Below are 20409 nucleotides of genomic sequence, written 5' to 3'. Positions count from 1 at the left end.
TATCTTTTTATAATTGGGGTATTATTTTTAAACAGTTTTTTGTCAAATTCAAATACTTGGGTGTTCATAAAAATTATTAATTGTATTCGTTATGGGACTGTTTATTTTTATGAATATTTTTTAATATTTTTTATAATTTATTGGATTTAATTTCTATATTTACGAAATAAATTAAATAAAAATAGTTAAATACTTTAAATTTTAAAATAATTAACATAGGCTTATGCCTAAGTGGAATGTTAAATGAAAAACTATTTTGATATAAAAGATAAAGTGGCAGTAATAACCGGTGCTTCATCTGGACTTGGCTGGCAAATTGCACAGGCATATGCAAGTCAAGGTGCTAGATTAGCATTATTTGCAAGAAGAGAAGAAAGATTGTTAGAAAACGTAGCTGAAATAGAAAAAGAATATGGAGTTGATGCTATCTATGCTGTATGTGATGTAGGAGATTATGACAGTATAACTGCGGCGGTTGCAAAAGTTATGGATGAATATGGTAGGATTGATATTTTGGTTAACGCTGCAGGTATGGGCAATAACAAAATGGTTACTGATCAATCAAATGAAGAATGGGAAAGACACATTCACATTGATTTAAGTGGTGTATACTACATGTGTAAAGCTGTTGGGGAAATAATGATTGAACAGGAATATGGTAAAATCATTAACATTGGTTCAATCCACTCAAGAGTAATCTTCCCCGGTGGAGGAATTAGCGCATACTCATCTGCTAAAGGTGGAGTAATGAACTTAACCAAAAACTTAGCAGTATGGGCCAAATACAATATTACTGTAAACGCTATTGGTCCTGCGGTATTTGAAACTGAATTAACTGTAGATTCTATTGAAATGGATGGATTCATGGACCTCATTGCAGCATATTGTCCGGCAGGCCGCTTAGGTAAACCTGGTGAATTGGATGGTATTGCAATTTACTTGGCCTCTGATGCATCAAGTTTCTGTACTGGTCAATTAATCTGTATTGATGGTGGATGGACAGCTATTTAGATAAGGGATTTTTTCCCTTATTTTTTTATTTCAATAACATATTTATAATTGATTTAACTATTTTTAATGAAATTTAAGTAATGGGTATTATTATATATTCTTAAAATCTAATTATTTACTATGTCAAATTTAAATTTTAATGATACTATTAACGATTTATCAAATGAGGATGTCAGTATCAGAAAAGAAGCTGTCGAATCATTAGTTGGCATCACTGATGAGGAAGCAATTGAACCATTAATTAAAGCTACTACTGATGACAATGCCCAAATCAGATTTAAAGCTGCTGAAATATTAGGAAGTATGGGTGAGGTGGCTGTTGATAAATTAATTGATGAATTTGAAAATGCAGAAGGTAAAGATAAACGTTTCCTTGCATTTGCACTTAAAGAAACTGAAAATAAAAAAGTCATTGATTCTTTTGTCAAATCAACAGAAGACGAGGACTTTGGAGTTAGAAAGGTTGCAGTACGTGCACTCGGAGAACTTCAAGCTGAAGATGAACTAGATTTCATTGCTAAATGTCTTGATGATGAGGATTGGGGAGTTAGACTTGCAGCTATTCAAGCATTAGGAGATCTTGCAACTGAGGAATCTATTAATCTAATCAAAGATGCAAGAAAAGCTGAAAAAGATAAAGACTTCAAAAAATCATGCAATAAAGCCATTAAAAAAGCTCAAAAAAGACAAAAAGCAAAAGCAGCTGGTGAAAGTGTTGCAAAAGTTATTCCAATTAGCACAATTAAAGAAATGGAAAAAACTAATCTTCAAAAAGCTATCAAGGAATATGAACGTTACGTTGAATCAAAACAGGATAAAGATGCTCCATATAAAAGATTATGTATTTTATACAGAAAAGCCAATGACTATGATAATGAGGTAAGGGTCATTGAAACAGCAATTGAAGTATTTTCTGATAATGATAAAAAATTAGAGTACTTCACGAAAAGATTAGCCAAATTAAAATAGTTATTTGCAAATAACTTCATATAAATCTTTTCTTTTATTTTTTAAAAGGGGAATTTCCTCTCTTACTTTTTTTATTTCATCTAAATCGATTTCGCAAAATATCAAATCTTCTTTTTCATTTGACTGGACAATAACTTCGCCCCATGGATTTGTGACAATTGAATGGCCATAACTGTGGTAACTTGCATCTTTATTTAGTGCAGGTGCAACGCCTATGCAGAAAACTTGGTTGTCAAGAGCTCTTGAACGGAATAATAACTCCCAATGGGCAGGGCCAGTTGCCATATTAAATGCCCCTGGATAGAAAAGAAGCAATGCCTTATTTTCAACCATAATTCTTGCAAGCTCAACAAAACGAATATCATAGCAAATTCCAATGCCTATTTTGCCGAATTCTGTATTGGCGATTGTAAATTCGTCTCCTGCAGTCAATACATCTGACTCTTTAAAAGTAATTTGGTCTTCAATGTCAATGTCAAAAAGATGCATTTTTCTATGTTTAGCTATTATTTCGCCTTTCCGGTTAAATAAATAGCTAGTGTTGTATAATCTGTCTGATTCTCTTTCAGGAATTGATCCAGCTAAAATATAAACCTCATTCTTCTTTGCTAATGCTGAAATTTTGTTTAAGGTGGGGCTGTCTTGCTCTTCTTCACTATATTCAATAAATTTATCATTAGAGTAAGGACAGTTAAACATTTCAGGTAAAACTATAAAATCAGCATTATTTTTAACACTTTCTTCTATCATCAAGCTAGCTTTTTTAATATTCGTCGCTTTATTGTCTATGACATTCATTTGACAAAGTGCAAGTTTAATTTTTGTCATATTGAAATTTAAAAATAAAAAAAGTATGATTTAAATCATACTTAAGCAATATCAGCAGAACTAATAGTGCTTTCAATATCTTCAGAGGAAAGTGAGTTTTCAGAGTCTCCAGTTATTTTAAAGACATGTAACTTTCCATCACTAAACATAGAAATATACCTAGTATAATCACCATCAGCATTTTCTAAAAGAATATTTGATGCGTTTCTACCATCTAAAGTTATTGTTTCAACAAGTTCGACATAATCTCCATTAGTTTGAGCAGTACTAATTCTATTTTGAGTTATTTCCTTTAAAGAGTTAGAATCATTACTTACATTATAATACTCAATGGTTACATTATTTTTATTTTGGAAAAAGATAGCTCCAGGATGCTCTATATCGGTCAGATTGATTGATTTCCAACTGCTAGGATATTTAAATGAAAAATCGCCGGAAGTATATTTAAGCATATCATTTTATTTAATAAATGACTTAGAATTATTTTGATTATTTCATCCGATTAATAAGATTAAATATATAACTATTAATTTTATTGTTATTATAATTCCAATAATAAGTTTACGTTGTTTAATGATACTTATTGTATCTTCATCATTGGAATTTTTTCAACTTTAGGCTCTTTTTGGAAAATATCTTCGCTTTTCGGGGCTACAACTTTCGGTTTTGGAAAGTTATAACCACAATTTCCACAAATAGGAGCACCATCATAACTAGGATTTCCGCATTCAGGACATTTTTTCACAGATTAACCTCCATTAAAAGTTACATTTATTATTTATTGTATAAAAACATATTTAATATATGTGATATTATGGATGATGATAAAATTATCAATCTTGATGATATAAATTATGCAATTTACAAAATTGGTGATTGGAAAAACCATTATGAAGTTAATCAAATTGGTTTATCAAAAGAAATTCCAGTTACTAAAAACACAATAACCCATATTAAATTTTCTATGGATGAAATTAGAAGTTCTGAATTTTCTGTAGATGATAGAAAAGTTAATGGATTTGTAGCTATTGCCTTACACTTAAATCCAACAGTTCAGGAAATGGAATTAGATGATGTTATTGAATTAGAAAAAAATGAATATGAAACTATCTTGTCTGAACTGGACAATCTCGATGTTTTAAATGAGGACGGGTCTGTTTCTCTTGAAAGTGAAGATTACCTTATTTACAAATTAGAAAAAGACTGCCATGTAACTATTTCAATTCCGGCAAATGAGTTTACTAAACACTATTTTGATAATGAAATAAAAAAAATTGAAAAGGCATTAGATTAAAAGAAATCCAATGTTACTTTTTTGTCTCTTTTAAGCTCACGAGGGGGTTCAACTGATACAAATTCAATGCCTTCCTCTTCAATCATTTCCAGTGCGTCATCCATAAGGGATGGTGCAACAAGCAGTCCTCTAATTTTTTTCTTTTCAGCTTCAACTTCTCTTAGATAGTCATTTTCAGTATTTTCCATGTCCTGAATGTATCGTCTAAGTTGCTTTACAGCAGTAACTCCGGCTTTGCGAGCTTTTAGTTCTAAAATCATTAAATTATTGTCACTATCTTTTCCTAGAATGTCTATAAATCCATGTTCAACACTATATTCACGAGCAGTGGGTGTGAAACCTTCTTCAATTACATGTGGTTTATCCATAATCATGTCTCCCATGTCTTTTTCATATCCTGCCTGTTCAAGTTCTTCAAAGTCTTCAATATTTGCATAGTTGATAAATTGGGTTTGTCTTATTTCCACGGTTAATAATTCTTTAGGGGTTCTTCTATGACTTTCAAGGAATAAATTATCGTTTTTAATATATGCTCTTGTTCGAGATTTTGGAGGTTGCCAATTAACGGGTTCTACCTTTTTTTCTTGATGAATTAGGAATGCTCCATCTGGCTTAATCAGTATTATGCGTTCGCCCCAGTTAAGCTCGCTTAAAGCTCTTCCTTCATAATTGACTTTACAACATGCAAAAATCATGATTGTTGCCTTTTTTCTAAGAGCCTCCTCGATTAAATCATATGCTTCTTGACAAGTTGGCTTTTCTAAAATTTTATATTTCATCACAATTAACATTGTTTAGTTTAATTTAAATAATTTGTTTTTCATAGATTTATACATTATTTCAGGAGGAATTCAAATTTACGACGAGGAATATTTTGAAAGTAAAAATGAATATTATACTATGGATTCATTTGAATTTAAAAGTGGAAAAGTCTTAAATGATGTTAAAGTTGAGTATATGACTTTTGGAACTCCACTATATGATGATGAGGGTTTAATTAAAAATGCAATTATTTATTGCCATGGGTCTCTTGGCAATTATTCCTCAATGAAGAAAGTAGCTCCATTAGTTGGTGATGGTGATGTTTTTGATGAAAACAAATATTTTTTCATATCTTTAACTGCTTTAGGATCTCCAGCATCATGTTCTCCTTCAACTACTGGATTAAACAGTAAATTTCCAAAATATTCCATTCTTGATGTTGTTAATTTCCAAAAACAATTTTTAGTTGAAAAATTTAATATTTCCCATGTTTTAGGAATGATTGGCAATTCCATGGGAGGTTTTGTTAGCTTAACCTGGGCTATTAATTATCCTGACTTTGCAGATTTTATAATTGTTGGTGTTAGTAGTTATAAAGTAGCGGGTCATGATTTTATCCTTTCAAAATTTGTTGATGAAATCATAACCTCTGACCCGGATTATGCTAAAGGTAAAATGACTTATTCTCTACTTAGAACCCTGAGAATAGCTAATTTAGCTGAATTTAACTTTGGACTTTCTAAAGAATCATTGAGGGAAATGTCTAATATGGAATTGGCTAGTGAATTTGAAAATTTCGGCAATGAGATGATGGATGTTGACATTTATGATTTAAAATATTGTAATGGATCCTGCATGGATTATGATGTTGAAAATGAGCTAGATAAAATCAAATCTAAGGTTTTAATAATTTCTTGTAAACAAGATCCTCATTTTCCACCTGAACTTGATGCAATTCCAATGTCTGAGATGATTAAGGATTCACAGTTGATTATAATGGATTCTGATTTAGGGCATTTATGTTTCAATGATCTTGTGAGTATTTCTGATGAATTAAAAGAATTCATGGATAAATTTTAGGTGATATTTTGGATGTAAAAATTACTGATTATGGTCAGGGTGAGGTTAATTTTGTTGAATATTCGGTTTATAATTTATCTCAAGGGCAATTGCAGGGTTTAAATGAAAATCTTGAAGAAGAAAGTAAAATTGCTGGTGATGTTCTTGTAATTAAAATGTATTTTGAAGATGAATTATATCCTTTTCAAAGTGATGTTGCAAAATTCAGATTTGATGATTTTAAAGCACGTGAAGAAATTGAAATGTTTGTATTTTTAAATAGTTTTTTAGAGGATTTATGAATACTTTTGTGCATTATTGTTTATTTTTACTTTTTATTTTTATTATGGATAATTATATATAATTCGTTTAATATTATAATTAATTAAATGTATTTGGAGGATTAATATGGTTTATAATGAGGTATTTATTGATTATGACAAGTTTATTATAGATGAATTTGAATTTGAATCTGGAGATATATTAAACGATGTTGATGTGGAATATTTAGCTAAGGGCACTCCAAAATATGACGATGATGGAAATATGACTAATGCAATCGTTTACTGCCATAGTTTCAATGAAAATTATTCTTCATTAGATAATCTTTATCGTATTATTGGTGAAGGTAAAATTTTCGATTATGATAGTTATTATTTTATTTTTGCAACCTCATTGGGGTTTCCAAATTCTTGTTCACCATCAGTTACTAATTTAAAACATAATTTTCCAAAATATACTATTAAAGATCGTGTCAATTTCAAAAGGCAATTTCTAAAAGAGCGATTCAACATTGAAAGGGTACATGGTATTATGGGACGGGGATTGGGAGGATATGAAGTATATACCTGGGCATGCGAATATCCGGATGAAATGGACTTTATAATGATTTCCGGCAGTTCCTATAAAACAAACGGATATAGGTATGTGATTTCCAAATGCATGGACAGTATTTTAGATTTATCTGATGATTTTTATTCTGATGTATATACTGATTCATTATCCAGAATGATGGTTTCTATTAATAGATTATTATATTCGAATTATTTTTCTAAAAGAATGTTTCAAAAAATGTCTAATGATGAAATTGATGTGTTGATGGATGATTTTGTTGATGAAGGATTATTTGTAGATGTATATGATTTCAAATTTAGAAATGATGCAATTTTAGAATATAATCTGGAAGATAAGTTAAAAAATATAAAAACAAATGTGTTAATCGTCGGCACTGATAATGATGTGTATTATGCTCCAGAATTTGATTTATTGCCATTAGAGGATTTAATTGAAAATTCAAAAGTAGTATTGTTTAAATCATCTGATAATTATCAAGAATATGATGAACATCCAATTATTGATGATGAATTGAAGGAATTTTTAAGTAATATAAAATAAGAAATAAGTAACTAGTTTAAAACTAGCTATTTAAACGTTTAACATGTTTTCCACTGCTTTTCTAGATTTGTCGGCCACATCTTTAGGCAATGTAACTTCTGGAGTTTCATTTACAAGTGAGTCTCTAACTTTTTCAAGAGTATGAAGTTTCATAGTCTCGCAGATAGCTCCTTCAAGTAAAGGATATAATTTTTTGCCCGGAACCTCTGAATTGATTCTTGTAATCATGTCAATTTCAGTTCCAATAACAAATTCTTCTTTATCACTTTCAGCAATGTGTTTTAACATTCCACCAGTGGACATTACTTCATCACATGCATTCTGAACTTCAATTTTACATTCGGGGTGGCAGATTATCTCTGCATTTGGATATTCTTTTCTTTTAAGTTCCACATCTTCAACTGCAAATAATCTGTGAACATAACAGTAACCGTCTTTTGGAACATAAATTATTTCTTTATCAACTTTTTCCGAAACATGGGTTCCTAAGTTTTTATCAGGTCCAAATAGGATTTTATCATGAGGTAAGCTTGTTGCAACTTTAACTGCATTGGCTGAAGTGCATAAGGTATCCGCATGTTGTTTTGCTTCAGCAATACTGTTTACATAAAGGATAACTCCTGCATCAGGATGTTTTTTCTTAGCTTTTAATAATTCTTCTTCTGGAAGCATATGGGCCATTGGACATTCAGCTTCTAGTGTTGGTATGATGATTTTTTTATTGGGATTCAATATAAATGCGGTTTCTGCCATGAAATCAACACCACAAAATACAACTAAATCTTTATCATCAATTTCAGAAGCTTTTATGCATAATTCTAATGAATCTCCTAAAAAGTCTGCAATTTCTTGAACTTCTTTTGGTTGGTAGTTGTGCGCAAGTATAATTGCATTTTTCTCATCTTTTAATTCTAAAATTTCTTCTTGAAGGGAACTACTCATCTTTCCACCTATTCAATATAATTTCGTATGTCATTTGTAATTATTATTTTATATTTGTCTTTATCATTAAAATTATTTACCCAAAAAGATACTTTCACTTTACTTTGTTTAAAATTAATTTCTTTTGCATAAACATTGGGTTTGGGATAACTAGAAATGTCCTTGTGACTTTCCATTTTTTCAATGATATAGGCTTTAAATTCTTCAATATCAATATTTAGGGGCAATCCTGCAAATATATCCACTCTATACTTTTCAGGAGTTTTATATTGTAAGTAAGGATTATTTGTCAAAGTAGAATTTGGAACAATATTTTTAACACCTATGTCATTAACAATAAGGGTTGATCTAAGTGAAATTCTTTTGACAATGCCTTTTTCACCATCAATTTCAATGGTATCTCCGACCTTTACACTTTTGCCTATAATCAAGATTATTCCGGAAAATAAATTGGAAATAATGTCTTTTGCAGCAAAGCTCACTGCAATACCTACAATACCTAAACTTAATAATGTTCCTGCAAGATTAATTCCAAAAAATTGTAAAATAACTATTAATGCTATGAAATAGATTACATAATCAATAATATCTGTTATAAGGTACATTGCAGTTTTATCTTCTTTAAATCTTTCCATTTTATTCATTATTCTGGCAATAATTTTAGTTATTATTAGGGTTGCCATAATAACAATTATTGTGCAAACTAAAGTCATAATTGGGTCATTAATAGTTGGAATGTTCATAATAATCATTTAACTTCAATTTCTAATAAGTCATAAGCTAATTTAGTATTCTTAAAGACTTCTTTGGCTTCTTTTAACATGATATTTTCATGTTCTTTAGTATATCTGGTACTAATATGGGTTAAAATCAACTCTTTGCTGTTTGATTCACGGGCAATGTATGCAGCATCAACTGATGTGGAGTGTGAGTGTTCTACTGCGTTGGCATTTTCTTCCTGTATGAAAGTTGATTCATGTATAAGTAATGTGGAGTCAAGAGCAAGCATGATCATCTCTTCGCAAGGTCTTGTGTCTCCAGAATAAGTTACTTTAATTCCTTTTCGTGGTTTTCCAAGCACTTGTTCAGGTTTTATGATTTCGCCATCGACTTCAACTTCTTCACCGTTATGCAGGAGTCCAAAAGCGGGACCTTCAGGAACGCCTAATTCAAGTGCTTTTTCACGTAAAAATTTAGGCTTCTTTTTCTCTTCAACTGCATAAGCAAGTGTAGGTACATTATGCTTAACTCTTTGTGCTTGAATAAAATACTTGTCATTATCTTCGATTATTCCAGTGTTTATTTCCCTAAATTCAACTGGGTATTCAATTGCGCAATATCCTAGAGAATAAATTGCGTCTTTTAATTTATGCAATCCTTTTGGTCCATAAATTGTTAATTTAGATTCTCTACCATTTAAGCTCATAGACTGGAGAAGCCCTGGAAGGCCTAGAATATGATCGCCATGATAATGGGTGAGAAATATTTTAGAGATTTTCATTGGACTTATATTGCTTGAAATTATTTGTTTTTGAGTTGCTTCACCACAATCAAACAGCCAGGTTTCTCCAAAAGCTTTAAGGGCAATTGATGGGTGATTTCTTTCTTTTGAATGGACTGCCGATGAAGTTCCTAAAAATGTTATTTCCATAATGTAATCACTTTTATATTTATTGAAATAATATATATTCATAGTTATATTAACTTTTTAGGTGATTTTTTGGACAAAATTATTGAGTATATGCTGGTTGAAGATGAAGGATTTGGTGATATAACATCTGATGCGGTAGTTGAAAAAGGCAAAGTTGTAAATGCAGTTATTGTATCAAAAGATGATGGTATTTTAGCAGGTATTGATATTATTAGAGATTTATTTGAAGAACATGGTGTTAAAGTCACGTTCTGGTTAAAAGATGGAAGTAAAATATCTCCTGGTGATGTATTAATTTCGTTGATTGGCGATGCAAGAGCTATTTTGCTTTTAGAGAGAACTGCACTAAATTTGTCAATGAGGATGAGTGGGGTAGCAACTGCAGCTAATTATTATGTTAATTTAGTAAATAATTCTAATGTTAGAGTTGCCGGAACACGCAAAACTTCACCAGCAATTTCTAAATTTGATAAATATGCTCTTAAAGTTGGAGGTGCAGATACTCATCGTTTTAGCCTAGATGACATGGTTTTAATTAAAGATAATCATATTGCAACATGCAGTTCCGCTTTAGATGCTCTGTTAAAGGCAAAGAAGAACACCAGCTTTTCTAAAAAAATAGAAATCGAAGTTGAAACACATGAGGATGCAGTTGCATGTGTTGAAAATGGTGCTGATATTGTAATGCTTGATAACATGTCTTCAGATGAGGTTAAGAGAGTGATTGATGAGTTGAATAATTTAAATATTCGTCAAAATTCATTAATTGAAGTTTCAGGAGGAGTCACTGATGAAAATATAATGGATTATGTCGATTTGGGTGTAGATATTATTTCTATTGGAGCATTAACTCATTCATCTAGGAGCCTTAATTTTAGTTTAAGGTTTGATTAGTTACAGTCTTAAAGTTAAAGCTTCTTTCAACTCTTCATTTGTCATTTCTGTAATGAAAGTTTCATCATTGCTTATTGCCTTTTCGGCCAAATTTAATTTATTTTTACTCATTTGATCAATTACCTCTTCAAGGGTTCCTTTAGTAATGAACCTATAAACCATCACATCACTTTTCTGACCAATTCTATGTACTCTGTCTGTTGCCTGGTTTTCTATTGCAGGATTCCACCATAAATCATAATGGATTACATTTTGTGCGGCTGTTAGGTTCAATCCAACACCTCCGGTTTTCAGTGTTGCAACTAAAATCTTAAACTCTTTGTTTTCTTGAAAATTAGAGATCACTTCAGCTTTTTTTTGTTGTGTTAATGAGCCATGTAAGAATAATACATTGGTTTTTAGCTTTTTAGAAACTAATTGTTCTATGATTTTGCCCATTTGGGCATATTGGGTAAAAATAATTACTTTTTCATCTACATCTAAAATATTTTCTAAAATCGTGATTAACAATTCCATTTTTCCTGATTCATTAATTTTAGGATTGTCGGATTTGAGGAATTGTGAGGGATGATTACATACTTGTTTTAAACCAGTTATTATATTTAAAATAATTCCACGTCTTTCAATACCGGTTTTACCTTCTAAATCTTCAAAAATACCCTCCATTATTGCATTGTATAATCTAATTTGTTTTTTTGTCAGACTACAGTAAATGTCATTGATGATTTTATCTGGAAGTTCCTCTTTGATGTTGTCATCAGTTTTCAGTCGTCTTAGAACAAATGGTTTTGTTATTGTTTTGAATTTTTCTAATGTTTTTGTCTCTTCCAGTCTTTCAATTCTCATAACATAATTAGCTTTAAAATTATCTAGACTTGATAAATATCCTTTGTTTACAAAATCAAATATTGACCAGTAATCTGTTAATTTATTTTCAATTGGTGTGCCTGTTAGTGCAACCTTGTTTTCAGCTTTAATACTTTTAATTGCTTTTGTTTGTTGGGTATTGGGATTTTTAATGTTTTGTGCTTCATCAATAACACATATGAACCATGTTTTATCTTGGAATATGTCTAAATCAAGTCGGATTACTCCATAAGAAGTCAAAATGAGGTCATATTCTTCAAGAGGGAAAGTTCTGTTTGTTCCATGATATATGTAATAAGTTAATTCTGGTGTGAATTTTTTAATTTCATTTTCCCAATTGGACAATAATGTTGGTGGAACAATTATTAGTGAGGATTTGTTTTCTAGGGAATTAACTTCTTTAAAATGAAGAATTGCACTTAGAATTTGTAACGTCTTACCAAGTCCCATATCATCAGCTAAAATACATCCAAAGTTATATTTAACATTTTGAACCAACCATGAATAACCTATTTTTTGGTATGGTCTTAACTCACCAGTTAATGATTTTGGAACTTCATATGCTTTAGAATTATCAATCAATTTTTTGAATTTTTTAAAATCATTCGTGTTTTTTAATTGATTTTTAATTAATCTTTCAGATTCACAGTCCATATTTTTGTTCTCAATACTTATTTCAATCAAATATATAATTTTATTGAATTAAATATTTTTATATTTGCAAATATTTAAATATGGATGATAAATATAAGTGTTATCAAATGTCAACTTTTTGACTGTAAATTTATATAATGAAATGGAGCTTGTTTAATGTTTTTGACTAGAATTGGATACGGAATTGTCTATTTCGTAGTTCTCATTTTGGAAATAATTAAATCAACATGCAGTGTTGCATTTAATGGAATTATGAGAAGAAATATTGATCCTATTGTTGTTGATATTGAAACAGTTTTGGAGAGACCTGTTTCACAAACAATTTTAGCAAATAGTATTTCTTTAACACCTGGTACTTTATCTGTTGATTTAGATAGTGAAAATAACATTATCAAAGTAGCTGCTATTTCTCCAAGAAAAAAAGAGGATATTATTCCTTTCGAGCCTTATATAAAGAAAATGTTAGAATAATGTTTCTTTGATAAAAAATCGAGTGAGATAGTATGGATATATTGTTTGTTTCAAAATATATTATGGTTATTGCATTGATTATAATAATGTTAGTTAGCCTAAGGATTAGTGCATATAAATCCACATCCATGGGGCTTTTAGGAAGTTCCGTCATTGTCAATGCATTTGCTGTTGCATTGCTTATCGGTGGAGATTTATATAATCTTGAATTCTTTAGAGATATATCATTAGCTTTAATATTCTTTGGTTTTGTAGGAACTATTGCTTTCGCTGTTACTTTGGGGGGAGAAGACATATGATCGAATATATTCAATCAGTTCTTCTTTTAATAGCGGCCGTTATTACTATAATTGCAGCAATAGGTCTTATAAGTTTGGATAAAAATACTAAAAATGTGGTTTATGCTAGAATCCACATAGTGGGTTTATTTGATGTTGCTTGTATTATTGCAATGATTGGTCTTGGCCAATATCTTTTAGCCGGAATTTACTTTATTCTGGCACCATTTATAGCACATGCAATAGCTAATGCCTATTGGAAAAAGGAAGATAGGGAAAATGAAGAGGATTTATTGGTAGTTGAAGAAAAAGTAGATGAAAATCATCCATTTTTACATTCTAAAGAAAAGGTACAGGCTTTAGAAAGTGAAAATTCAGAAAAACTTAAAGTAGATGATAGATTTTCAGTAACTACCTTGGAAATTGATGAGGGTGAGTAGTATGTTGGAAATCGTTTTATGCATTATAGTAATATTAAGTACCATTCTTGCCCTTATTCAAAAAGATTTATTAAAAACAGCTATTCTAACCGGATTTAGTGGGGGGGCATTGGCTTTATTGTTCCAGATATTATTAGCACCAGATGTTGCTTTAACTCAGGCAATTGTGGGTGTAGCTATTATTCCGGTATTTATTGCACTTGCTGTTAAAAAAACTCAAAGGAGTGATGAATAATGGCTCAACTACAACTTGTAATATTATTGACCTCAGCTGCTTTAGTCATTATTGGGCTTTACTCAGCTATATTCATTGATAATATTATTAAAAAGATAATTGGTATTAGTTTCATTGAAGAGGGAGCTAATTTATTCATTGTTGCTATTGGTTATAAGGCAGGTGGAGTTGTACCAATTTTAATGCCGGGAATGGATACTTCATGGTTTGCATCAAATGCAGCATATCCCCTTCCTTTCGGATTGGTACTTACCAGTATTGTAATCGGTGCAAGCACTCTTGCAGTGATGCTTGCTTTAGTGATGGTTTTATACAGAAGACATGGTACATTATCTACAAAAGTAATGTTGGCCGATACATCAAAACAGGAGGAATATGATGAATGAATTAATTCCACTTATGGTGATTGTTCCTCTTATGGCGGCATTATTAATTAGTGCATTTTCAAAGTTCAATAAAGCTACTAAAATTTTTGCATTTGTTGTAGCAATATGCTTGCCCCTAATTCCATTATTGTCTAATTATGGTCTTCACTATTTCGGAGGTTATGAACCAATTCTAGATAATGTAACTGGAGTTGCATATCATCCGGCAATTACATATTCATTTACATTCTTGCAGCAGATATTTATAGGGGGCATTGGCCTTTTAACATTTTTAGTAATATTTATTTACTTGACTAAATACAGAGAAGTTTCTGGACCTTATTTGTTCCTGTTATTCTTAGGTACAGCCGCTGTAACTGCAATAATATTAACAGATGATATATTCCACATGTTTGTATTCTTTGAGATACTGGCGCTTGCACAGGTGGGCATAGTTGCCGCATCTTCAATTGATTACAGTTACGAAATGGCTTTAAAATATATGATTTTAGGATCAATTGGTTCTCCAATAATGCTTTTAGGAATTGGATTCTTGCTGGCATTAACTGGTAGTGTAAATGTTACTGATATTGCACATGCGGTTCACAGTGGTTTGGTCAACGCCAACTCTCCAGTATTTTTATTGTCACTCGCATTAATATTCTTTGGATGGTTATATGCATCTGGTTTACCGCCATTCCATACTATAAAATCTGGAATTTATTCAAAAGCAGAACCTCATGGAGCAGCTTTACTGCAATCATTTACAGTTATTTCAATGATTTCAATTGTATTGATAATGTTTAGAATATATTCATCACTTCCAATCTTTGAAGTTCTCATAGTATTCTTCTCTATTTTGGCCATGATATTAGGTGTTTCTCTTGCATTGACTCAAACAGACTTTAGAAGAATGATTGGGTTTTTAGCAGTAGGGGAATTAGGTTTCATCGGATTAGGTATAGGGCTTGGAACAAATTTTTCAATAACTGCAGGACTTTTCCAAGCATTAAATGAAATCGTAATTACTGCACTGTTATTTATCGGATTTGGTGCAATTGTAGATGCAACAAATGAATTGGATACAAGAAAATTAGGCGGACTTCTTGCATACCATCCAAAAGTGGGGGTCATGCTTTTAGTTGCAGGTCTTGCAATGGCTGGAATTCCTCCATTAAGCGGTTTCCAATCTAAATTAATGCTTGTTCAGGCATCTTTAAGTTGTGGATTTCCGGAAATATCCATTTTAGCTATTATGGTAAGTATCGCTACATTTGTAGTATTTGTAAAAACATATTATACAATGTTTTTAAAACCAAAACCTAATGAATTGGATCTTGAAAATAAAGAGGTTCCAAAATCAATGATATTTGCAATGGGAATATTATTGATAATTATATTATTGTTAGGTGTCTTCCCGGACATTGTCACAAATGGAATTTCTGATTTTGTAGGGGGGATATTATGAAATTGTATGATCAAATATTCAATGTTGTAAAGCAATTCAGACAATTGTTCTCACCGGGGCCTGTAACTAATGCAGACGTTTCAGGAAGCATTACAGCGGAAATATTTTTAATTGTATCTTTAGTATTATCTGCAATTTTATTAAGACATGTAAGTGTGTTGCTTGCAGGACTTGTTTCATTAATGCTAGCTATTGTGTTAATTAGTAATATTCCACTTATTCCAAAATTCAAAATAGAACAGGAAGATTCATTAGAGAAGATGTTGTTCTATGCAATTGCAACACTTGCACTTATAGTTACTTTCATGTACTGGGGTGGTAATCTTGTCTGAAACAACTGTTCGTAATTTACTTGCAGCGGTTTTAACAGCAATATTTTCTGTTAGTTTACTTGATGCGATATTCCATTTAAGTAGCATGATAAATCCGGGTGTAAGTAATATTTACAATGCTTTAGGAACTCAAATTGCTCCAAACATGGTTACTGTCGTAATATTTGATTTTAGAGCATATGATACATTAGGTGAATCAATTATATTGTTATCTGCCGGGTTAGTTGTTTTACTAATATTTGGTAGAGGATTATTGGGAGGTAAAAGATGAGCCAAGGTAGTGTAATTTTAAAACTCATATCTTTACCAATTTCAATCATATTGTTTTGTTTAGGTATAATGACCATTCTTGGAGGTCACATCACTCCTGGTGGAGGATTCCAAGGTGGTGCAATGATAGCTAGTGGTGTTATATTGTCTGTAATTGTTTATGGAGTGGGCAATTCTCCATTAGAATTTTCACACTTATATATTGAAGTTTTAGAATCTGTCGGTGCATTGGGATTCATTGTCTTTGGATTGATAGGTTTGTTTGTAGGAGGGTTCTTCTTATATAATGTCGGAACAGATATATTGAATATTGTTCCTCAAACTATCCAAGGCATCTTACATTATCCAGATGTTACAAATGCAGGTATCATTCCATACCTTAACATATTTGTAGGTTTAAAAGTATTTGTAGGTTTATCTTCAATAGTTATTGCATTTGCAGGTTTTAAAAAAATTGTAGGGGAGGGTGAATAATGTTATCTCTAGGACCAATCATATTTGGAATAATATTAGGTTTAATCATAGGTTCACAGATTAAACTTAATGTTAATGATACTCACTTCACTCTTGGAGCTTTTATGATAATAATTATTGCAGGGATTATTGTAGCATGGCAGTCTGGCAACTTCCCATTCTACACAGATTTACCGCTTTCCACTGCATTTTTATCTGCATTAATAGGGATTTTTGTAGGCAAACTAATATTTGCAAGGAGTAAATAAGGAGTTTTTATAATGTTTTTATCGACTAATATATGTGAAAAAAACGAAGACTGTATTAAATCATGCCCTACAAAATCTATTAGATTAATTAATGGCATTCCATTTAGTTGTCTTACTTGTGGAATTTGTTATAAAAACTGCCCAAACCATGCAATATTTAAAAATAGCTATGGAGGATATGTTGTAGACAGAGCCAAATGTAATGGTTGTGGAATGTGTATGTACAATTGCCCTACAAACAACATTACCATAGAAGATGGAGTAGTTTATGGTATATGTTCTCGTTGTGGAGTATGTGCAGAGCAATATCCTGAATGTCGTGTAGATGGTTTCGAACTTGAAAAAGAAAAGCAGCTTTCCTTAATTAAAGCATTTAATATTTTAAATCCGCCATTGGATAATGTGCCTCATAAAACTGAAAATAAAATCAAAGAAGTTTCAAGAACTTACTTTGGAACTGATATAGATAAATGTATTTTATGTGGCAGATGTGAAGAATACTGTCCGAATGGTGCAATTCATGTTAAAGTAGATAGGGATGAAGGAATTTGTAGAGAATGCAGATTATGTGCTGACGTTTGTCCAAATCAATCAATGAACAAACATCAATTGGTAGATACTTCTACCTGTACTCTTTGTCTTAATTGTTTGAAGGCTTGTCCTCACGATGCGATTTCTCTAGATGACTTTAAGATTGTTGTCAATAAATTAAATCAAAAAGCAACTGGAAAAATCGTATCTTGTCTAAATTGCGGATTATGTGCAAATTTATGTGAAAATGAATCACTTAGAAACGTTGAAGGAAAATTAAGATATGATCCAACTGTTGATACGGAAAATGTTACTCATGACCGGGCAATAAGTCATTGTCCTGTCCATACATTACGTGAAGATGGCGAAATGTTTATTTATGATGAGCATAAAGATGAAGAGTTTCCTACATTAGCAGGTTTCTGTGTAAGCTGCGGGAAATGTGTGCAGGTTTGTGATGAGGAAAATGCGCGTTTATTTATGACTCAAACATGGAATGGGAGTGTATCTGAGGAATGCATCTCCTGTGGGATTTGTGTGGAAGTATGTCAGGAAGAAGCCATTACATTGCACAGGGGAAAGATTTCTGTTAATCTTGATAAATGTATATTATGTGAAAATTGTGCAGTTCACTGTCCGGTTGATGCAATTCCTAAATCAACAATGTATAAAAATGAAATTAAAGATGGATTTAACTTCATTGAACAGGAATTATGTATGCATTGTGGGGTTTGTTATGGAATTTGTTCATATGATGCAATTGATAAAGTTGATGGTAATTACGTAGTTAATGATGAAAATTGTATTTACTGTGGCGCATGTAAGAACGCATGTCCTGCAAGGGCATTTTTATTTGAAAGAAATTTTAAAGATTCAATAGAGGGTATTTAAATGAGCAGCATACTTAGAATAGCTTTAGAAGGAGCTTTTACTAACTTTAAAAGAATCTTTTTTGCAGCTGATAGAGTTACAGATATGGATATGAGAAATCAAGTTGCAACATTGTCAGTAAAAGTTGACGATAGAGTTGATGAAAAAGCCTGTATTGGATGTGCAGGTTGTTCAAATGTCTGTCCGACAGGTGCAATTGAGATGAAAAAATTAAAAAAACCTGTTAAATTAACTGAGAACTGGGTTAAAATTGAAGTGCCTGAAATTAATCTTGAAAAATGTGTTGTATGTTATTATTGTCATGATTTCTGTCCTGTTTATTCACTTTATGGCGAAAAAGGAACAATACATCCAAATAATGTTGGAGATCAGGAAGTTGACATAACAGAAGCATTAAATCATCCATTTAAAATTTCAGATGATAAACTTAAATTTATTGCACAATACTTATCTGATAAAACAGTATTGAAAAATAGGGAGGAGGGTGATTAAATGGGAATTAAATCATTTTCAAGAGCAAGAGCAATACATGTCCTGCTGGTTTATACAGGGGGATGTAATGGTTGCGATATTGAGATTGTTAATACAATTTTATCTCCTCGTTTTGATGCTGAGCAATATAAAGTGTTTTTAACTTGGAATCCTCGTGAAGCTGATGTGCTGGTGGTAACAGGACCGGTTACACATTTAAATAGAAAACCGTTAGAGGCAATTTATGAAGCTATTCCTAATCCAAAATTGGTGGTGGCTGCTGGAAGTTGCGCTTTAATGGGTGGTGTTTATAAGAATTGTTATAGCGACATTCCTTCTGAAGAAATTGAAGGACCAGTCGAAAATATTATACCTGTTGATGCAAAAGTTCCGGGGTGTGCTGTAAGGCCTCAGGATGTTTTAGCTGGAGTTGTATCACTTTTACCTAAATTATTAGATGCGGACTAGGAGGGGATTAGATGGATAAAAAAGTACCGACAAGCAATATTATTGAAACAGAAATTCCAATGGGTACAGTTCACCCTGCTGCATTGGAACCATATAGGGTAAGGTTTTTTGTAGAAGATGAAATTATTCAAGAAGCTGAAATAACTATTGGTGTTAATCATAGGGGAATAGAAAGGATTATGGAAGGCCTTCCAGTTGAAAAGGCAAATGCTCTTACTGAAAAGGTTTGTGGAATTTGTTCCAATTCACATATATGGAATTCATGCAGAACTGCTGAAATGGGATTGGGCATTGAAATTACAGATAGGGCTAAGCATATTCGTGTAATTATGGGTGAACTTGAACGTTTACATTCACATTTCTTGTATTTAGCGCATGGTTGTGAAGTGTTGTCTCATGAAACATTTTCAATGAGAGTATTCTACATGAGAGAAATCGTAATGGAATTGCTTGCAATGATTGGAGGAAATCGTGTACAATACGGATGTTCAGTTATTGGCGGAGTAAGGCCGAGATGTGATTTGGATGAGGCTAAAATATTAAGACTTAAAAATGATATGGATAAATTAGAAGAGGCACTTAACTCTTTTACCGAAAGATTTTTAGGAGATTCTATAGTTTTATCAAGGATAACTGGTGTGGGGGTGCTTCCTCAAAAACAAGCTATCGAACTAGCGGTTACCGGACCAACTCTTAGAGCTACTGGCGTTGCAAGGGATTTGAGAACAACAATGTTTGAATATGAAGATTTTGACTTTAATGTTGTCACTCAACCTGATGGAGACGTTAAATCAAATTTGGTTATGAGGGCATTGGAATCAGTAGAGTCAATTAAAATTATTAGGCAAGCTATTGCAAACATTCCAGAAGGTAAAGTAGTAAATCGTGATTGGGAAATGTTTGATACCGACATTATTCAAAGTTACATTGAAGTTCCAAGAGGAACTCTATATCATTCATATGCCCTAGAAAGTGGAAGGGTAAGGCATTCAATTATAAGAACACCTTCAATGTCAAATATTGGTGCAATGCAATATGCTTGTATTGGTGATCAAATTACAGATGCACAATTATGTATCGTGCAATGTGATCCATGTTTCACTTGCAGCGATAGATCGATTGAAATAATTAGGAGGTAGAC

General features: G+C 31.7%; 29 protein-coding genes. 21 read left to right on the top strand and 8 right to left on the bottom strand.

The window, feature by feature from the left end:
• The first annotated feature begins 243 nt into the window (after positions 1-243).
• Positions 244-1011 (top strand): SDR family NAD(P)-dependent oxidoreductase, encoded by a 768-nt coding sequence (locus tag Q9968_RS09045; RefSeq protein WP_305515608.1) that lies wholly within the window; start codon positions 244-246, stop codon positions 1009-1011.
• A 120-nt stretch (positions 1012-1131) separates the two neighbouring features.
• On the top strand, positions 1132-1980 hold the full coding sequence (locus Q9968_RS09040; RefSeq protein ID WP_305515606.1) for a HEAT repeat domain-containing protein: 849 nt from the start codon (positions 1132-1134) through the stop codon (positions 1978-1980).
• On the opposite strand, the gene Q9968_RS09035 is transcribed toward Q9968_RS09040, so the two are convergent.
• The 3 genes from Q9968_RS09035 to Q9968_RS09025 form a co-directional block, all read right to left on the bottom strand.
• Positions 1981-2808 carry a carbon-nitrogen hydrolase family protein gene (locus Q9968_RS09035; protein WP_305515604.1) on the bottom strand — a complete coding sequence of 276 codons (828 nt, stop codon included), beginning with the start codon at positions 2806-2808 and terminating at the stop codon, positions 1981-1983.
• Between the two features lie 41 nt (positions 2809-2849).
• On the bottom strand, positions 2850-3260 hold the full coding sequence (locus Q9968_RS09030) for a hypothetical protein (protein WP_305515602.1): 411 nt from the start codon (positions 3258-3260) through the stop codon (positions 2850-2852).
• Positions 3261-3388: 128 nt separating this feature from the next.
• A complete protein-coding gene (locus tag Q9968_RS09025; protein ID WP_305515600.1) occupies positions 3389-3553 on the bottom strand; it encodes a zinc ribbon domain-containing protein in 165 nt (54 codons plus the stop codon).
• A gap of 69 nt (positions 3554-3622) precedes the next feature.
• Here Q9968_RS09025 and Q9968_RS09020 point away from each other — a divergent pair, with 69 nt between their 5' ends.
• Positions 3623-4102 (top strand): hypothetical protein, encoded by a 480-nt coding sequence (locus Q9968_RS09020; protein ID WP_305515598.1) that lies wholly within the window; start codon positions 3623-3625, stop codon positions 4100-4102.
• Here the strand turns inward: Q9968_RS09020 and nucS are convergent.
• A complete protein-coding gene (gene nucS, locus Q9968_RS09015; RefSeq protein ID WP_305515596.1) occupies positions 4099-4881 on the bottom strand; it encodes an endonuclease NucS in 783 nt (260 codons plus the stop codon). The genes Q9968_RS09020 and nucS overlap by 4 nt on opposite strands.
• 121 nt (positions 4882-5002) lie before the next feature.
• Between nucS and Q9968_RS09010 the strand changes: the two genes are divergently transcribed.
• From Q9968_RS09010 to Q9968_RS09000, 3 genes are all read left to right on the top strand, one after another.
• Entirely contained in the window at positions 5003-5944 is a 942-nt protein-coding gene (locus Q9968_RS09010) for an alpha/beta fold hydrolase (protein WP_342765959.1), read from the top strand.
• An 8-nt stretch (positions 5945-5952) separates the two neighbouring features.
• Positions 5953-6225 (top strand): DUF5750 family protein, encoded by a 273-nt coding sequence (locus Q9968_RS09005; RefSeq protein WP_305515591.1) that lies wholly within the window; start codon positions 5953-5955, stop codon positions 6223-6225.
• A gap of 106 nt (positions 6226-6331) precedes the next feature.
• On the top strand, positions 6332-7318 hold the full coding sequence (locus tag Q9968_RS09000; protein WP_305515589.1) for an alpha/beta fold hydrolase: 987 nt from the start codon (positions 6332-6334) through the stop codon (positions 7316-7318).
• Between the two features lie 30 nt (positions 7319-7348).
• Here Q9968_RS09000 and nadA read toward each other — a convergent pair whose 3' ends face one another.
• From nadA to rnz, 3 genes are all read right to left on the bottom strand, one after another.
• The gene (gene nadA / locus Q9968_RS08995; protein WP_305515587.1) at positions 7349-8260 is read right to left on the bottom strand and encodes a quinolinate synthase NadA; all 912 of its coding nucleotides are present in this window, start codon (positions 8258-8260) and stop codon (positions 7349-7351) included.
• 8 nt (positions 8261-8268) lie between these two features.
• On the bottom strand, positions 8269-8943 hold the full coding sequence (locus Q9968_RS08990) for a mechanosensitive ion channel family protein (RefSeq protein ID WP_305515585.1): 675 nt from the start codon (positions 8941-8943) through the stop codon (positions 8269-8271).
• A 65-nt stretch (positions 8944-9008) separates the two neighbouring features.
• Positions 9009-9911, bottom strand: coding sequence for a ribonuclease Z (gene rnz, locus Q9968_RS08985; RefSeq protein ID WP_305515582.1), 903 nt, complete (start codon positions 9909-9911; stop codon positions 9009-9011).
• A gap of 69 nt (positions 9912-9980) precedes the next feature.
• Between rnz and nadC the strand changes: the two genes are divergently transcribed.
• Complete coding sequence (nadC, locus tag Q9968_RS08980; protein ID WP_305515580.1) at positions 9981-10805, top strand: carboxylating nicotinate-nucleotide diphosphorylase; 825 nt, start codon at positions 9981-9983, stop codon at positions 10803-10805.
• Here nadC and Q9968_RS08975 read toward each other — a convergent pair whose 3' ends face one another.
• Complete coding sequence (locus tag Q9968_RS08975; RefSeq protein ID WP_305515578.1) at positions 10806-12326, bottom strand: DEAD/DEAH box helicase; 1521 nt, start codon at positions 12324-12326, stop codon at positions 10806-10808.
• Positions 12327-12482: 156 nt separating this feature from the next.
• Here Q9968_RS08975 and Q9968_RS08970 point away from each other — a divergent pair, with 156 nt between their 5' ends.
• Genes Q9968_RS08970 through Q9968_RS08905 form a run of 14 tightly spaced genes read left to right on the top strand, consistent with a single transcriptional unit; the run spans position 12483 to position 20407 of the window.
• Positions 12483-12797 carry a monovalent cation/H+ antiporter subunit E gene (locus Q9968_RS08970; protein ID WP_305515576.1) on the top strand — a complete coding sequence of 105 codons (315 nt, stop codon included), beginning with the start codon at positions 12483-12485 and terminating at the stop codon, positions 12795-12797.
• A gap of 32 nt (positions 12798-12829) precedes the next feature.
• A complete protein-coding gene (locus Q9968_RS08965; protein WP_305515574.1) occupies positions 12830-13096 on the top strand; it encodes a hypothetical protein in 267 nt (88 codons plus the stop codon).
• Positions 13093-13515 (top strand): cation:proton antiporter, encoded by a 423-nt coding sequence (locus tag Q9968_RS08960; RefSeq protein ID WP_305515572.1) that lies wholly within the window; start codon positions 13093-13095, stop codon positions 13513-13515. The genes Q9968_RS08965 and Q9968_RS08960 overlap by 4 nt, the downstream gene beginning before the upstream one ends.
• Complete coding sequence (locus tag Q9968_RS08955; RefSeq protein ID WP_305515713.1) at positions 13508-13750, top strand: DUF4040 domain-containing protein; 243 nt, start codon at positions 13508-13510, stop codon at positions 13748-13750. Before Q9968_RS08960 ends, Q9968_RS08955 begins: the two co-directional genes overlap by 8 nt.
• Positions 13750-14136, top strand: a complete 387-nt coding sequence (locus tag Q9968_RS08950) for a cation:proton antiporter subunit C (RefSeq protein ID WP_305515570.1) — start codon at positions 13750-13752, stop codon at positions 14134-14136. The genes Q9968_RS08955 and Q9968_RS08950 overlap by 1 nt, the downstream gene beginning before the upstream one ends.
• Complete coding sequence (gene ehbF / locus Q9968_RS08945; protein ID WP_305515568.1) at positions 14126-15583, top strand: energy conserving hydrogenase EhbF; 1458 nt, start codon at positions 14126-14128, stop codon at positions 15581-15583. Before Q9968_RS08950 ends, ehbF begins: the two co-directional genes overlap by 11 nt.
• A complete protein-coding gene (locus tag Q9968_RS08940; RefSeq protein ID WP_305515566.1) occupies positions 15580-15915 on the top strand; it encodes a hydrogenase in 336 nt (111 codons plus the stop codon). Before ehbF ends, Q9968_RS08940 begins: the two co-directional genes overlap by 4 nt.
• Positions 15908-16186: an EhbH gene (locus Q9968_RS08935; RefSeq protein ID WP_305515564.1), complete on the top strand. Its 279-nt coding sequence runs from the start codon at positions 15908-15910 to the stop codon at positions 16184-16186. Before Q9968_RS08940 ends, Q9968_RS08935 begins: the two co-directional genes overlap by 8 nt.
• Complete coding sequence (locus tag Q9968_RS08930; protein WP_305515562.1) at positions 16183-16659, top strand: MnhB domain-containing protein; 477 nt, start codon at positions 16183-16185, stop codon at positions 16657-16659. The genes Q9968_RS08935 and Q9968_RS08930 overlap by 4 nt, the downstream gene beginning before the upstream one ends.
• Entirely contained in the window at positions 16659-16907 is a 249-nt protein-coding gene (locus Q9968_RS08925; protein WP_305515560.1) for an energy-converting hydrogenase B subunit J, read from the top strand. The genes Q9968_RS08930 and Q9968_RS08925 overlap by 1 nt, the downstream gene beginning before the upstream one ends.
• A gap of 12 nt (positions 16908-16919) precedes the next feature.
• Positions 16920-18329, top strand: coding sequence for a 4Fe-4S binding protein (locus tag Q9968_RS08920; protein WP_305515558.1), 1410 nt, complete (start codon positions 16920-16922; stop codon positions 18327-18329).
• Positions 18330-18821 carry a 4Fe-4S dicluster domain-containing protein gene (locus Q9968_RS08915; protein WP_305515556.1) on the top strand — a complete coding sequence of 164 codons (492 nt, stop codon included), beginning with the start codon at positions 18330-18332 and terminating at the stop codon, positions 18819-18821. It abuts the gene before it with no gap.
• Positions 18822-19268 (top strand): NADH-quinone oxidoreductase subunit B family protein, encoded by a 447-nt coding sequence (locus tag Q9968_RS08910; RefSeq protein WP_305515554.1) that lies wholly within the window; start codon positions 18822-18824, stop codon positions 19266-19268.
• Between the two features lie 11 nt (positions 19269-19279).
• Positions 19280-20407, top strand: coding sequence for a nickel-dependent hydrogenase large subunit (locus Q9968_RS08905; RefSeq protein ID WP_305515553.1), 1128 nt, complete (start codon positions 19280-19282; stop codon positions 20405-20407).
• Positions 20408-20409: the final 2 nt, after the last annotated feature.

It is taken from the genome of Methanobrevibacter sp. V14, from assembly GCF_963082475.1.
In the GTDB taxonomy this organism is placed as follows: domain Archaea; phylum Methanobacteriota; class Methanobacteria; order Methanobacteriales; family Methanobacteriaceae; genus Methanocatella.
Note: the sequence above shows the minus strand (reverse complement) of the source record. Positions and strands in the feature narration are given on the sequence as shown.

Excerpts from the sequence above, each read along its gene's own strand:
- Q9968_RS09045 (WP_305515608.1), top strand. The coding sequence starts at position 244 with ATGAAAAACTATTTTGATATAAAAGATAAAGTGGCAGTAATAACCGGT.
- Q9968_RS09040 (WP_305515606.1), top strand. The coding sequence starts at position 1,132 with ATGTCAAATTTAAATTTTAATGATACTATTAACGATTTATCAAATGAG.
- Q9968_RS09035 (WP_305515604.1), bottom strand. The coding sequence starts at position 2,808 with ATGACAAAAATTAAACTTGCACTTTGTCAAATGAATGTCATAGACAAT.
- Q9968_RS09030 (WP_305515602.1), bottom strand. The coding sequence starts at position 3,260 with ATGCTTAAATATACTTCCGGCGATTTTTCATTTAAATATCCTAGCAGT.
- Q9968_RS09020 (WP_305515598.1), top strand. The coding sequence starts at position 3,623 with ATGGATGATGATAAAATTATCAATCTTGATGATATAAATTATGCAATT.
- nucS (WP_305515596.1), bottom strand. The coding sequence starts at position 4,881 with ATGAAATATAAAATTTTAGAAAAGCCAACTTGTCAAGAAGCATATGAT.
- Q9968_RS09010 (WP_342765959.1), top strand. The coding sequence starts at position 5,003 with ATGGATTCATTTGAATTTAAAAGTGGAAAAGTCTTAAATGATGTTAAA.
- Q9968_RS09000 (WP_305515589.1), top strand. The coding sequence starts at position 6,332 with ATGGTTTATAATGAGGTATTTATTGATTATGACAAGTTTATTATAGAT.
- nadA (WP_305515587.1), bottom strand. The coding sequence starts at position 8,260 with ATGAGTAGTTCCCTTCAAGAAGAAATTTTAGAATTAAAAGATGAGAAA.
- Q9968_RS08990 (WP_305515585.1), bottom strand. The coding sequence starts at position 8,943 with ATGGCAACCCTAATAATAACTAAAATTATTGCCAGAATAATGAATAAA.
- rnz (WP_305515582.1), bottom strand. The coding sequence starts at position 9,911 with ATGGAAATAACATTTTTAGGAACTTCATCGGCAGTCCATTCAAAAGAA.
- Q9968_RS08975 (WP_305515578.1), bottom strand. The coding sequence starts at position 12,326 with ATGGACTGTGAATCTGAAAGATTAATTAAAAATCAATTAAAAAACACG.
- Q9968_RS08970 (WP_305515576.1), top strand. The coding sequence starts at position 12,483 with ATGTTTTTGACTAGAATTGGATACGGAATTGTCTATTTCGTAGTTCTC.
- Q9968_RS08965 (WP_305515574.1), top strand. The coding sequence starts at position 12,830 with ATGGATATATTGTTTGTTTCAAAATATATTATGGTTATTGCATTGATT.
- Q9968_RS08960 (WP_305515572.1), top strand. The coding sequence starts at position 13,093 with ATGATCGAATATATTCAATCAGTTCTTCTTTTAATAGCGGCCGTTATT.
- Q9968_RS08950 (WP_305515570.1), top strand. The coding sequence starts at position 13,750 with ATGGCTCAACTACAACTTGTAATATTATTGACCTCAGCTGCTTTAGTC.
- ehbF (WP_305515568.1), top strand. The coding sequence starts at position 14,126 with ATGATGAATGAATTAATTCCACTTATGGTGATTGTTCCTCTTATGGCG.
- Q9968_RS08940 (WP_305515566.1), top strand. The coding sequence starts at position 15,580 with ATGAAATTGTATGATCAAATATTCAATGTTGTAAAGCAATTCAGACAA.
- Q9968_RS08930 (WP_305515562.1), top strand. The coding sequence starts at position 16,183 with ATGAGCCAAGGTAGTGTAATTTTAAAACTCATATCTTTACCAATTTCA.
- Q9968_RS08925 (WP_305515560.1), top strand. The coding sequence starts at position 16,659 with ATGTTATCTCTAGGACCAATCATATTTGGAATAATATTAGGTTTAATC.
- Q9968_RS08920 (WP_305515558.1), top strand. The coding sequence starts at position 16,920 with ATGTTTTTATCGACTAATATATGTGAAAAAAACGAAGACTGTATTAAA.
- Q9968_RS08915 (WP_305515556.1), top strand. The coding sequence starts at position 18,330 with ATGAGCAGCATACTTAGAATAGCTTTAGAAGGAGCTTTTACTAACTTT.
- Q9968_RS08910 (WP_305515554.1), top strand. The coding sequence starts at position 18,822 with ATGGGAATTAAATCATTTTCAAGAGCAAGAGCAATACATGTCCTGCTG.
- Q9968_RS08905 (WP_305515553.1), top strand. The coding sequence starts at position 19,280 with ATGGATAAAAAAGTACCGACAAGCAATATTATTGAAACAGAAATTCCA.